At 41.8% G+C, this 12,884-nt stretch carries 16 protein-coding genes; 3 read left to right on the forward strand and 13 right to left on the reverse strand.

Going from position 1 to position 12,884, the window contains the following annotated elements:
* Nucleotides 1-9: 9 nt before the first annotated feature.
* From NYF15_RS05265 to NYF15_RS05300, 8 genes are read right to left on the reverse strand one after another with little or no spacing between them, the layout of a single operon-like run.
* Nucleotides 10-648 carry a protein-L-isoaspartate(D-aspartate) O-methyltransferase gene (locus NYF15_RS05265; RefSeq protein WP_062568831.1) on the reverse strand — a complete coding sequence of 213 codons (639 nt, stop codon included), beginning with the start codon at nt 646-648 and terminating at the stop codon, nt 10-12.
* Nucleotides 638-1,402 (reverse strand): 5'/3'-nucleotidase SurE, encoded by a 765-nt coding sequence (surE, locus tag NYF15_RS05270; protein WP_062568798.1) that lies wholly within the window; start codon nt 1,400-1,402, stop codon nt 638-640. Before surE ends, NYF15_RS05265 begins: the two co-directional genes overlap by 11 nt.
* Nucleotides 1,403-2,431, reverse strand: coding sequence for a tRNA pseudouridine(13) synthase TruD (gene truD / locus NYF15_RS05275; RefSeq protein ID WP_341803203.1), 1,029 nt, complete (start codon nt 2,429-2,431; stop codon nt 1,403-1,405).
* Nucleotides 2,428-2,910, reverse strand: a complete 483-nt coding sequence (ispF, locus tag NYF15_RS05280) for a 2-C-methyl-D-erythritol 2,4-cyclodiphosphate synthase (RefSeq protein ID WP_371353016.1) — start codon at nt 2,908-2,910, stop codon at nt 2,428-2,430. Before ispF ends, truD begins: the two co-directional genes overlap by 4 nt.
* Nucleotides 2,907-3,608, reverse strand: a complete 702-nt coding sequence (gene ispD, locus NYF15_RS05285; protein ID WP_371353017.1) for a 2-C-methyl-D-erythritol 4-phosphate cytidylyltransferase — start codon at nt 3,606-3,608, stop codon at nt 2,907-2,909. The genes ispF and ispD overlap by 4 nt, the downstream gene beginning before the upstream one ends.
* Nucleotides 3,598-3,888 carry a cell division protein FtsB gene (gene ftsB, locus NYF15_RS05290; RefSeq protein ID WP_237119906.1) on the reverse strand — a complete coding sequence of 97 codons (291 nt, stop codon included), beginning with the start codon at nt 3,886-3,888 and terminating at the stop codon, nt 3,598-3,600. Before ftsB ends, ispD begins: the two co-directional genes overlap by 11 nt.
* Before the next feature lie 22 nt (nt 3,889-3,910).
* Complete coding sequence (locus NYF15_RS05295; RefSeq protein ID WP_341803205.1) at nt 3,911-4,543, reverse strand: hypothetical protein; 633 nt, start codon at nt 4,541-4,543, stop codon at nt 3,911-3,913.
* Nucleotides 4,544-4,602: 59 nt separating this feature from the next.
* Nucleotides 4,603-5,085, reverse strand: a complete 483-nt coding sequence (locus tag NYF15_RS05300) for a DUF2947 domain-containing protein (RefSeq protein ID WP_237119908.1) — start codon at nt 5,083-5,085, stop codon at nt 4,603-4,605.
* A gap of 61 nt (nt 5,086-5,146) precedes the next feature.
* On the opposite strand from NYF15_RS05300, the gene NYF15_RS05305 reads away from it, so the two are divergent.
* From NYF15_RS05305 to NYF15_RS05315, 3 genes are read left to right on the forward strand one after another with little or no spacing between them, the layout of a single operon-like run.
* The gene (locus NYF15_RS05305) at nt 5,147-5,386 is read left to right on the forward strand and encodes a DUF1653 domain-containing protein (protein WP_130149534.1); all 240 of its coding nucleotides are present in this window, start codon (nt 5,147-5,149) and stop codon (nt 5,384-5,386) included.
* Nucleotides 5,387-5,438: 52 nt separating this feature from the next.
* On the forward strand, nt 5,439-6,287 hold the full coding sequence (locus NYF15_RS05310; RefSeq protein ID WP_371353018.1) for an AAA family ATPase: 849 nt from the start codon (nt 5,439-5,441) through the stop codon (nt 6,285-6,287).
* A gap of 1 nt (nt 6,288) precedes the next feature.
* Complete coding sequence (locus NYF15_RS05315; RefSeq protein WP_371353019.1) at nt 6,289-7,476, forward strand: VWA domain-containing protein; 1,188 nt, start codon at nt 6,289-6,291, stop codon at nt 7,474-7,476.
* A 121-nt stretch (nt 7,477-7,597) separates the two neighbouring features.
* Here NYF15_RS05315 and NYF15_RS05320 read toward each other — a convergent pair whose 3' ends face one another.
* From NYF15_RS05320 to NYF15_RS05340, 5 genes are all read right to left on the reverse strand, one after another.
* Nucleotides 7,598-8,548 carry a hypothetical protein gene (locus NYF15_RS05320; RefSeq protein WP_371353020.1) on the reverse strand — a complete coding sequence of 317 codons (951 nt, stop codon included), beginning with the start codon at nt 8,546-8,548 and terminating at the stop codon, nt 7,598-7,600.
* Nucleotides 8,549-8,917: 369 nt separating this feature from the next.
* Nucleotides 8,918-10,105 carry an NRAMP family divalent metal transporter gene (locus tag NYF15_RS05325; protein WP_371353023.1) on the reverse strand — a complete coding sequence of 396 codons (1,188 nt, stop codon included), beginning with the start codon at nt 10,103-10,105 and terminating at the stop codon, nt 8,918-8,920.
* 224 nt (nt 10,106-10,329) lie between these two features.
* On the reverse strand, nt 10,330-10,686 hold the full coding sequence (hpf, locus tag NYF15_RS05330; RefSeq protein ID WP_062568786.1) for a ribosome hibernation-promoting factor, HPF/YfiA family: 357 nt from the start codon (nt 10,684-10,686) through the stop codon (nt 10,330-10,332).
* Nucleotides 10,687-10,868: 182 nt separating this feature from the next.
* The gene (locus tag NYF15_RS05335) at nt 10,869-11,180 is read right to left on the reverse strand and encodes a pyrimidine/purine nucleoside phosphorylase (protein ID WP_371353021.1); all 312 of its coding nucleotides are present in this window, start codon (nt 11,178-11,180) and stop codon (nt 10,869-10,871) included.
* Between the two features lie 515 nt (nt 11,181-11,695).
* A protein-coding gene (locus tag NYF15_RS05340; RefSeq protein ID WP_371352430.1) for an IS3 family transposase occupies nt 11,696-12,822 on the reverse strand; the annotation gives its coding sequence in 2 pieces (ribosomal slippage) (nt 11,696-12,597 and nt 12,597-12,822; 1,128 coding nt in all).
* Nucleotides 12,823-12,884 lie beyond the last annotated feature (62 nt).

A 12,884-nucleotide genomic window follows, 5' to 3' on the forward strand; every position in this document is an offset into this window, starting at 1 on the left:
TATGACGTCCTATTCAATGTCACCAGGTACCAAAGGTACAAATCGTACTGGTGCAACTACATGTTCACTAAATGTATCGCCGTTTCTGACAACCATCATTAATTGTTGGTCTTGCTCGCCCACAGGGGCAATCATGACTCCGCCATCAGCTAACTGTGCTAATAACCCTTTTGGCATTGTTGCAGCCGCAGCTGTCACAATGATGCCTGAAAATGGTGCTTGAGACTGCCAACCTTGCCAGCCGTCACCATGTTTCATTGTTACATTATATAAATCGAGTTTGTGTAAACGCCGTTTTGCTTGCCATTGCAGTGCTTTAATTCGCTCAACAGAACAAACTTTGCTAAATGTTTTGGCAAGTATCGCTGTTTGATAACCAGAGCCTGTGCCTATTTCAAGCACTTTGTCTTTAACACCAGCCAAACGTAAAAGCTCGGTCATCCGTGCAACAATATACGGTTGTGAGATAGTCTGCCCTTGGCCAATGGGTAATGCGGTATTCTGATACGCTTTGTGCTGCAATACATCATCAACAAATAAGTGTCTGGGTGTTGTTGCTATTGCTTCAAGTACGATAGAGTCCTCTACCCCTTCTCGCTTTAATAATTCAGCCAACGCTAACGCACTGCGATTATAATTAGTCAGCACCATTAATCTCCATATTTGCCAACCAGCTATCAACCGCTTGCAAGCTTTCTTTCGCTGTCATATCAACGCTTAATGGTGTCACCGATGCATAACCATTGTTGATGGCATAAAAGTCAGTGCCTTCACCTGCATCGCTTTCAGCGCCTAACGTGCCATACCAATATATATCACGGCCCCAAGGGTCTTGCTGCTTAGTCATGGTTTCAGCTTTATGGCGAGAACCCAAACGCGTCACCTTCACACCTTTTAATTCTGTTAGAGGAATATCAGGAACGTTTAGATTAATTATTTGATCTTTTGGTAGTGGATGAGAAGCCAGCTCTTTAATAATACTCACGGCAACGGCCGCTGCAGTTTCAAAATGGTTGCCTTCTTTAGAACATAACGAAACAGCAATGGCTGGTAACCCTAAATGACGTCCTTCAGTTGCTGCTGCTACCGTACCAGAATACAGCGTATCATCACCTAAATTAGCACCATGATTAATACCAGCTACAACTAAGTCAGGCAGCTCGTCAGTGAGCTCGTTTACACCTAAATGAACACAGTCTGTCGGTGTGCCATTAATCGAAATAAACCCATTGTCTAATGTAGTCGCTCGTAATGGGTTCATTAAAGTGAGTGAATTACTTGCGCCACTGCAATTGCGATCAGGCGCAACTAAGGTTACCTCTGCGATTTGAATCAAAGCTTGGTGCAAAACTGCAATCCCTTTAGCATTGACCCCATCATCATTACTTAATAAGATTTTCATTTACGCATCCTTTTGTTTTTGTTCTCTCGGGCTTGCATCTTGATAGTCCACCAGCTCCCGTAACAGAGCGGTTGCAAAACAGCCTTTAGGTAAACCAAAGCTGAGCTTCAATGTGCTCTCATCTATGGTTTCTACTGCTAATGAATCGGGTATTAAGCGTAACATTCTACGCTCATTCTTTAGACCTAATTCAGCAAGCCCATCAATCCACGACTGATAAGGTGTAAGCCATTTTTTTTCAGTCTCGGTCAGGCCTTTTTCACCTTTACCTACCATAGGCGCCGACATGACAATATCACCAGACGCTAAGCGTGCAATATTGTCATCGCTTATGTTGTCTTCAAAAAAGGCATTACTGCCGCTAAGCATAAACACTTCGCGATGCATTGTTTTAGCAAGGCCATGCTCAGCAACACGCATACTCACTATTTCGTTAAACACATAAGAACGCGCAGCTGAAATCACTAAGCCACGCAGTTTTTTATCGCGAATGCGCTCTCCCGCAAACATTCGTTTAGCCATCTCAAGGTTATGACCGCCATGACCAAAGCGCTGCTCACCAAAATAATTAGGTACGCCTGCGCGCACAGCATTGATACGACACAAAATATCTAGCGGCTCAGTCACATTACGTAACGTAATAGTAAAGCGATTGCCTTTATGACAGCCGGTTCTGAGCTTACGGTTATGGCGCTGTTGCGATATTACAAAAAACTGCTCGTTATTCAGTTCACTAAATTCTATGTGCTTTTTAATTGGTACTGGCACGCTAAACCACTGGGTACAAACACCATGGCGATCTTTTAGACCCGCATAGCTTACATCGCGCGGTGATACACCTGCTTTTTCGGCAATGCGTTTAGCAATAAACTGAGTATTTTCGCCTTTTTTTACAACCTGTAAGCAAACATGTTCACCAGAACCTGTAAACTCAATACCCAAGTCTTCATCAACCATAAAATCTTCAGCAAACGTTTTAAAGTCAGCCTTAGAAAGAGGTTTACCATAAAGGTAATTTAACTCGCTCATGAATTGTGTTTACTCATAATAACGACTGCGTGGCTTGAGATGCCCTCTTTGCGTCCTTCAAAGCCTAACTTTTCGGTGGTTGTTGCTTTCACATTAACCTGTGAAATATCAGCCTCTAAATCTGCGGCTAAGTTTTCACGCATTGCTTGTATATGTGGCAGTATTTTTGGCGCTTGTGCAACAATCGTAACATCGGCATTGCCAAGTACGTACCCTTGCTGTTTAGCAAGCCCAACCACATGGCGTAATAAAATACGACTGTCGATGTTTTCGTATTCACTGGCTGTATCAGGAAAGTGCTTACCAATGTCACCCATAGCCAAAGAACCTAATATCGCATCACACAATGCATGAATAGCCACATCACCGTCTGAATGTGCTAAGAACCCTTGTGGGTAATCAATTTTTTCACCACAAATAACCAGCGGGCCTTCGCCGCCAAATTTATGAACATCAAAGCCATGGCCAATTCGAATCATGGGGTACTCTCATTTTGTTGTTTATTTAGTAGGAACTCAGCTAAATCTAAGTCTTCTGGCGTGGTGATCTTAATATTGTCGCTACGACCTGGCACCAATTTAACAGGCTGCTTAGCCCACTCCATTGCAGATGCTTCATCCGTGATGGTTACACCATTTTTAAGCGCATTTGTAAGGGCATCTGTCAGCGCTTGATAAGGGAAGAACTGGGGGGTAAGTGCCTGCCATAAATCATCACGCGGCACTGTTTGCTTACAATGCGTCTCACCACGCTTTATGGTGTCCTTTACTTTAGAGGCTAAAATACCGCCTTCATTCGTAGCAACACAGTCTGCAATTAAGCGCTCGATATCAGTCAAACATACCAGCGGCCTTGCAGCATCATGCACCAAAACCCAATCAGGAGGATTATCAGCAAGTGATAATAAGGCATTCAACACTGAGTCAGCACGCTCTTTCCCTCCCGTTACTCGCTCTATACGATTATCAATGTGCGGTAAATCAGCAAAATAGCCGTCACCATCGCTGATTGCGACTTTAATGGTGCGAAGGAGGTTAAGTTCAGCAAGCTTGCTAAGGGTATGTTCTAAAATCGTTTTGCCAGCAAGTTCAATATATTGCTTAGGCGTGGAGTGTTGCATGCGGCTACCAACCCCTGCGGCAGGGACGATAGCGGTAATTATTTGCTTATCTTTCATTATTTTGTTGTCTAGGTAACACTCGAATAAATGTTTCACCTGGTTTAATCATTCCTAACTCATTCCTTGCACGTTCTTCAATTCCCTCTTGGCCGAGCTTTAAATCTTTTATATCAGCTTTAAGTACTTTATTTCGCTTCAAAAGCTTGGCATTGGTATCTTGATGAGACGTAACCGCTTGCTTAAGGCGAGTGTAATCCTGTACCCCGTTATGACCAAACCATAAACGGTACTGAATAAATAGCGCCAAACATAACAAGGCGAATTGAAAAACCCGCATTGAACACTCCTTCGCGGTTAAATTAAGTCTTTGGGCGCTTTAGGTTGCGCCAATTTATATTGCTTGCTAATAGCATTTCTCTTAAAGATAAACGCTTAGGTGTTACTCGTTTATTAAACTGCCATTGGTGACCACAGCACGCCGCTATCATTATCGTTTTTGAAGGCTTTAATAATTGAGCGTGCGTGTCTTCCAATGACTCACCCGAATGATTAAACCAGCCAAGCTCATTGCAATGTACCTTATTGTCGCTTACTTGATCTAAGCTGTCTATGCGAACTGTGGTACATTGACCGTCATTAATTAACACGGGAACAATTAACCCGCGCTTAGCGTATTGACTAAAAAAACGCGCTGACTCATTTTTACTATGCACAGGAGGCTGCGTTTTTTGCTTCTCGAGCCAACTACCATTTTGTGAATCAAGTTGTAGAGGCGCATCCCCACTCACAATTCGTATAGCAAGCCGTTCAATATAAAAAGGTAAACTGGCTAATAGTCGTCTTAATCTTGCCGCATCTGGCTCTTCAACTAAACGTGGAATTTCACGCGCATAAAAAGCATTACACAACTGAGCATACAAAGCCCGCTCGGCATCAGTTTGCCAAATTTCGGCTTGTTGTAACGATTTGCTCTGAGAGTTTGAAGTTGACAATGCGCGCTCTTATAAAACAATTGCTTGACTGTTTTATAGCATAGAGCGTTAATTGAGCGCTACTTTACTGCGCCTTTTTTACCCAGTTTGGCATTACCTGACTCTAAAAACTGCACAACAGCATCGCGTTTTTTGCCCATTAACAAACTGCCATCAGCTAAAAACATAAAGTTTTGCCAACAACGTTTAAAGACAGCAAAACTAGTTTCGATGATATTGTCGCGTGCCATACAAAAATACACTGTCGTGTTTGCTTCCCAATCAAGGTGCGCCAAAATAGCCTCGGGGAGTTGCTCTTCGCCGGCTTCCCATGCGTTTTCCCAATTAAGTGTCTCGATAAAGCTCTCTTCTTTGCCACACCAATCTGTTTTATCAAAAAAATCTGGGTGGTCATGCTCGCGGCTGACCATGGTAGTCCAAAGCACAGCTGCACGTTCACTTGTCATTGGCTTAATTTGCAGTGCATCATCTGCGCTGATAGGCATGTCTTTATGGCGAAAAACCCATGCTTTCTTGTATTCATCTAACGAAATATAATTCATAGTGTTGGCGATTTATTTAGCATTAAAAAGTGCAAAACGTAATTATACAAGAGATCAAAACATGACTACAGCAATAAAACCTCATCCTCTCAAATCAGGTATATATCAACACTACAAAGGCCCAAAATACAAAGTTGAGTATGTTGCCACCCACAGTGAAACCGAAGAGCAACTTGTTATTTACCAAGCACTGTATGGTGAGTTTGGTATGTGGGCACGCCCACTTAGCATGTTTTTAGAAACCGTTGAAATCGATGGCAAAACAGTGCCGCGCTTTGCATACCTTTCAGACACAGAATAACTATGGCATCATAACGTTATTAATCACTGCTCAGACCAGATAAGGTGACATCGTGCTTTTTAATTCAACCGATAACTACATTGCAAGTTCTGCATTAAAACAAGCCGTTAACGCGGCCATATTGCTCGAAAAACCGCTGTTGATAAAAGGCGAGCCAGGCACGGGGAAAACCATGCTGGCCGAGGAGCTTGCAAAAAGCTTAGACACCACCCTCATTCAATGGCACATCAAATCAACCACCAAAGCGCAGCAAGGCCTTTATGAGTATGATGCGGTATCACGTCTACGCGACAGTCAGTTAGGCGATGAACGAGTTCACGATATCGGCAATTACATTGTTAAAGGGAAACTATGGCAAGCCTTTACCTATGGAGAGCAACATAATAAACGCCCAGTGCTGTTGATTGATGAAATAGACAAAGCCGATATTGAATTTCCCAACGACTTGTTATTAGAGCTCGATAAAATGGAGTTTCATGTTTATGAAACCGGCGAGCGCGTTATTGCTAAGCAACGACCGATTGTGATCATCACGTCGAATAACGAAAAAGAGCTCCCAGATGCTTTTTTACGTCGTTGTTTTTTCCATTACATTGATTTTCCAAGTAGTGAAGAAATGGCGCAAATTATCGATGTGCATCACCCGCATGTTAAACAAGATTTAGTACGCCAAGCACTTGAGGTGTTCTTTAATCTACGTGAAGTTAATGGCATTAAGAAAAAACCATCAACCAGCGAATTGCTCGACTGGTTAAAGCTACTGATGGCTGAAGATATCGACGCTAAAACACTGCATGATAAAAGCCAAAAAGGCGGCTTAATGCCCATGTTTGGCGCGCTATTAAAGAACGAGCAAGACATTAGCTTAATCGAAAAACTTGCGTTTATGAGCCGCCGTTAAGATGTTAATTGCGTTTTTCTTTAAGCTACGCGAGTACCGCTTACCGGTTAGTTTGCGAGAGCTACTTGATTTAATCAATGCGCTCAAGCAAGGAGTTATTTTTGCCGATGTAGACGCGTTTTATTACTTAGCGCGTACCATCATGGTGAAAGATGAAACCCATTTTGACCGCTTTGATAAAGCCTTTGCTGATTACTTTAGCGGAGTCGCCGACCTTGATCTGCTCGAAAGCTTAAAACAGCAACATGCATTGCCTGATGATTGGCTACGCAAAGAGTTTGAAAAGCACTTAAGCGACGAAGAAAAAGCGCAATTACATGCCATGGGTGGCCTTGATAAACTTATGGAAACCCTCAAGCAACGCCTTGAAGAACAGCAAAAACGTCATGCAGGCGGCAATAAGTGGGTGGGTACCGGTGGCACTTCGCCTTTTGGCGCCTATGGTTATAACCCTGAAGGTGTGCGCATTGGTCAAGACGGTAACCGACATCGCCGTGCTGTAAAAGTATGGGATAAACGCAGCTACCGAAACCTTGATAGTGACCGTGAAATCGGCTCGCGCACCATTAAACTCGCCCTTAAAAAACTGCGTAAATTTGCCCGTACTGGCGCCAGCGATACCCTCGATTTAACCGAAACCATCCGCGCAACCGCAAAGCAAGGCGGCATGCTCGATGTAAAAATGGCACCAGAGCGCCACAATGCGGTAAAAGTGTTGATGCTGTTTGATATCGGTGGCTCAATGGATGATTACATTCATACTTGCGAAGAGTTATTTAGCGCCGCCCACAGCGAGTTTAAACACCTTGAATTTTACTATTTTCACAACTGTTTGTATGAGCATGTTTGGCAAGACAACGAACGTCGTCACTCAAACGTAATTGATACCATGACCCTGATTAACAAGTTCACCAGCGATTACAAGGTGATCTTTGTTAGCGATGCCACTATGGGTCCCTATGAAATCGCCTACCCTGGGGGCAGTGTCGAGCATTGGAATGAAGAGCCAGGCAGTGCTTGGCTAAACCGTATCACCAACCATTTTGATAAAGTCGCTTGGCTAAATCCACAACCCGTTGAACACTGGCGTTATTATCAATCAATTGATTTTATAAAGCAGTTAATGGACAACCGCATGTACCCACTCACGCTAGATGGTATTAGTAATGCAATTAGGGAATTGAGTTAAGGCTGTGAATTTTTGTTTAGCGTTCAACGCTAACCTTACGATAGGCCTTATATCTTATACTCTTGATAATTAAACTTAACTTGAATTCTTAAGAAAAAACTAACTGGTGGTTTAATGTTAATTAAAATGTTTCACAAAAATACTCATCCTCAATAAATGTATCATCCATATCTCCATCACCGTCTAAATCATATTCGTATAAGACTAAGCCACATGTTTCACCAAAATCGTTTTCATATTCCCCCCAATAAAAATAATCAGCATTTAGATCTCTCTCATAAGCATTCATCCAGTCATCAACCTCTTCATACCAATCCGCTAAGTCATCTTCTACTGAGTCGTCATCTTCGTCATCACTATTAAAAAGCCTGCTGTTATATTGGATGTAGGAGATTTGGTTATGCCTTTTTTCATTTTGTGAAAAAGCGGAGTGGTTATTAACCAGTTGTTTTTCAACAAGGTGCATGATGTTATCGAGGTTATTAATTTTAGGATCTAATAACTCAGGAGTAATCAATGCTACTTTAACTATTGTTTTATTTACGTAGTTTTGTATTAGCTTTTTAGGGTCCGAACTGGTTCCTAAAAAAGACTTTTCATGGATTGCTACTTTTGCTAGGTGATAATTAGTACCATCAAAGTACACATATGAATCTTTTTCACGGCTTAAACGCAACTTTATTTTTAAAGAAATCACAGCCGCCTTTTGCTCATCAGTTTTAGCGCGTGATAAAACATAAAAGTACCTATCACTATCTGCTAACCCTGATTCCGATATATTATCAATTTGGGATATCGCTTCTACAGCAGGGCTAACTCGCCAATAACTATTACCCAGTAAATGCACCCCTTTTCCCGTTCCTTCTTTAATTACAATTCCACTTTGTGAATTGACAGTATTCATCGTTTTTACTTTTACGTTCGGATCATATTGCATTGGCTCGTTAAACAATTGTGCCATCCACTTAGGTGCATGGTAAGTTGAAGAGGTTCGCTCAAGCTTCTCGCTTGCTGAAGATACAAAAGATATTGATAGACATAGAATAAATAAAATTTTTGAAGAAATAGACATAACAATTTTCTCTTTGACAAGATTGAGTAGAACCCAGACATTAGCTTCATTTACTTTAAATAAAAACGATCTGAATATCTTTTTTATATCTTTTTTATATCTATTTTATGTACTTTTGTACCTTTTTAACTGGCCTTAACACAAAGCTTCCAAACAACTTATTAGAACTGGATAATTAATTTGCAACGGCCATCATGACTTTATAAAACAGTTTATACACAACGCCATATATGCACCCTAGCTAAGATCAGTACTGCGGTAAGGGAGTTGAATTAAAATTGTAGGCGCGATTTTATATCGCGCAAACTTTACTAATAACTTAAGGCTTACGACAGTTTCACCGTTGGGTTTCGCTTCGCTCAAACCAACCTACATTACCTTCCAAACCAAAAACACTAGCGCAAAGCCCACTAAATAAGCTAAACCTAACCAGCTCAATATGCGAAGTAAGGTTGAGTGATGAATGCTGGCTTCTGAGCGAACTAAACTAAAGTTCAGCCACGCAAAGACAGGGGTCGTGACAAAAGCGAGGGTCATTGCAAAGGTAAGCATTGGCCCAAGAGCTGATTTAAAAAATAAAATCACTGCCATGCCAGCAAATGCTTGTAATAATAGCCACATATTCAAGCTATGTTTTGACTGTTTAACGGGTAGCAATTTATGCGACTCATTTAATGTTCTGGCGTAGCCGTCAAGTACGGTCAGCGTGGTACCAAACATACATAAAAAAGCGATACCTGAAACCAGCGGCCTAGCCCACTCCCCCATGGTGAGTGCATACATATCAATCAACTGTTTGGCAAACGCCACGCCACCTAATTGAACTGCCTGCACGTGACCATATTGCACCAACACACCTAATGAAAAAAATACTAACGCAAGTGCTGCGGTAAGCCAGTAACCCAAATTAAAATCAAACAAGCCTTGTTGTTTAGTCACCGCTTGATGATGTTGCTTCTCTTTTAGCCATAACGAGCTAATCGCTGAAATTTCGATGGGTGCTGGCATCCAGCCCATAAGTGCCACCATAAAGCCAAGCATGGCAAGTTCATAAGGCGATGGGCCCACATAGTCAGCAGGCGCCACTGCTGCATGGTTTATAGCACCATTGTTAATAGCTACAATCAACGCAGCCACGGTTGTTACAGTAAGCAGCCCCATAATAAGCTTTGAAACATTATCGAGCGCCTTAAAGTGCCCCAATAACAAAATAAGCAAACACACAACCAAAATTAGCCAGCACAGCAGTGTAACTGAAATACTTATAGGTAACGCGTAGTGCAATAAGCTGGCCGTTAATAGTAATACCCCTGCGGTATTCACCACAGCCGCAACAATATTCAGCGCAATAAAACTATAAAAGTAACCTGGTCCTTTTTGCTTATAACCCTCAACTAAACTTTGTTTAGTGGCTAAGGTGTACTCCATACCAAATCGAAAAAATGGGTACTTTAATACATTTACTACAATGATTAGCCAAAATAGCTGCCAACCGAATAATGATCCCGCTTGTGTTGACGCCACTAAATGCGAGCCACCAATGGCGGCTGTAGCCATTAAAATACCCGGCCCTAAAGCATTTAATTTAGATTGCCAATTTGATACTGCTGATTGCATACGCTTTATGTGTTTTATTCTTAGTTACAAGCAACTTACAGTGTTTTAGATGAGATTGGAAGTTGGATAAGGTAGAAAGTAAAAACCAAAAAAGCCAATCGCTGTGAAGCGGTTGGCTTTTCAATTTTAGTATAGGCTAGCCACTTCAGGCTAGCACATTGTAATTAGCTCAGATCCATTTCTTGAATGATTTCGTGGGCGATTTCCGGCGTGGTACTGACCGGTTTTTCATGTAATTTGGCTTTCATTTGCCCTTTTCGATGTTTAAGTGATGCATCGAGTTTTTTAGCCGCGCTTGCGATAGCCGGATACATCACGTCATCTTCTCCTTTAACCGATAAACGCGTACCTTCATAAGTGGTACTGATCTCAGCTTGATACTTGTGATGTTCTTTTGAAAGAATAATATCGAGTGATATTAATGATGGAAAATGGCTAGCAATTTTCGAGAATTTCTCGTTGATGTGAGCTCTAACAGCCTCAGTAACGTCAACATGATGACCAGAAATATTAATCTTCATAGGGTATCCTTTTTTCTTGTTACCTCACAGTTAGTATTGGGGGCGAATTGAATTAACACAAGCGAAAATTACAGATAATTAGTAATTGATTGTAACCACAGATGATTTAGATCATGCGTTGCAGATAAAATATGCAAAAGCCCGCATCGCACGGGCTTTTCACAGAGGTTAACAACTGCTTATTAAGTGTACGAACAACAGTAATCAGCAAACTCACTCACTTTTACTAAAAAGGTGACATTCGCATCAACCGTAAATGACTCCCCTGCTTGCATTGTTTGCCATTCGCTCTCTTCAGGTAATAGCACTTGCCAACTGCCGCCGTTAAGTTCCATTAACTCTTTTTTACTCGTAGCAAACTCAAACTCACCCGGTTGCATAAAGCCTAACGTTTTCGTGCTGCCATCAGCAAATACCACTGTACGGCTAGACACTTTACCATCAAAATAAACATTGGCTTTTTTCAGCACACTTACATTATCAAATTGAGACATCCTCACTCCTGTTGTGTTTTGTTATTGAGCTACAGACAGTGCCAGTTGTCGGTTTAGCATTCAAGGGGAGCTGAGTGAGAAATAATCAAGTCCGGTTAGCCGTAGTTAGCCATAAGCCGATCTTGCAAGCATGATGGGTCGTGCTTAGCGCGTCAATTGTACGGGAGATTTAAAATGTCGTTTGTGAGTCATAGCGCTCAAAGCAGCGGTGCGTAACATCCGACGGTCCCCTAATTATTAAGTTATTTCATATCGTTGCTTTAATAGCGGCCTTCTGGATAAAAATCGTTCTATCTCAAACCCAGACCAAGTTTCAATATTTATTCCGCGTCTATCAGAGGCTCCATCAAGACGATCAAAAAGTGTAGAGTCAATGTAGCAATTACAAATCAAACCATCCGCTCTATACTGATCTATAACGTCAGATACCGAGCCTACATTTGAAGTATTAATTGATTTTTCTCGCCCAGATAATTTGCATTGGAATATTGATCTTCCCCCAATTTTGTAGACTTCTAGCTTCCAGTTAAATACTGTTTTTCATACTCTTCGGGAGACACATGGCCAAGGTGGCTATGTAATCGTTTACGATTGTAGAACATTTCAATGTAATCAAACAAATCTGCTCTAGCATCATTACGAGTCTCGTACACTTTTCGCTTCACGCGTTCTGTTTTTAGTGAGTGAAAAAAGCTTTCTGCTACCGCATTATCTAAGCAATGTCCTCGGCGACTCATACTCGGTACTAAGTTGTTTGCGGTTAAGAATTCACGGTAATCACAGCTCGCGTATTGGCTGCCTTGGTCGCTGTGAACTATTACTTCATGTTTTGGATTTCTGCGCCAAACAGCCATTAATAGTGCTTTGATCACGATATCTTTACTCATGTTCGGTTGCATCGACCAACCAATGATTTTTCGCGAGAATAAATCAAGTACGACGGCAAGGTACAGCCAGCCTTCATAGGTTTTGATATAGGTAATGTCTGCTACCCAAGCCGTATCTGGTTCACTAACAACAAACTGTTGTTGAAGGTGATTATCCGCAATTAATGCGGGCACGGTTGACTTAAAGTACCGCCTTTTATAACCGATATTAGCTTTTAGCTTGGCTTGCTTCATTAGACGGGCAACACGATTCTCTCCACATGTTTCACCTTGCCTGCGTAGCTCATGAGTAATGCGTGGACTGCCATAAACACCACCACTCTCAACATAGCCAGCCTTGATACGCTCAAGCAGCCTCCGGTTATCTTGCTCACGTTTAGATAGTGGTTGTTTGAGCCAAGCATAGAAGCCACTACGGTGAACATTTAATGCCTGACACATTGCTTTGACGCGGTAAACTTCGAGTCGTGATTTTATGAACGCGTATCTTTCCTTGACTCGCTTGCAAAGAACGCGGCGGCTTCCTTTAATATATTCCGCTCTTCAGTCACGCGTTTTAACTCAGCTCTTAGCTTGCGGATCTCTTCCTGCTCTGCTGACTTCTTGGCTGGTACTTTAGTTTTCTTGACCCAGTAATACAGGGACTTATCGGAAATGCCCAAACGTTTGGCAACATCAGGTACTGAATAGCCTTTATCAACCACTTGGCGAACAGCTTCATCTTTAAATTCTTGGGGATATTTATTATTACTCATAACATCTCTCATCATACTTCATTTTCTAAATAAAAGATGTCTACAGTGTTAGGGGAAGATCA

Source organism: Pseudoalteromonas sp. 68 DY56-GL68 (genome assembly GCF_041414825.1).
Lineage (GTDB): Bacteria > Pseudomonadota > Gammaproteobacteria > Enterobacterales > Alteromonadaceae > Pseudoalteromonas.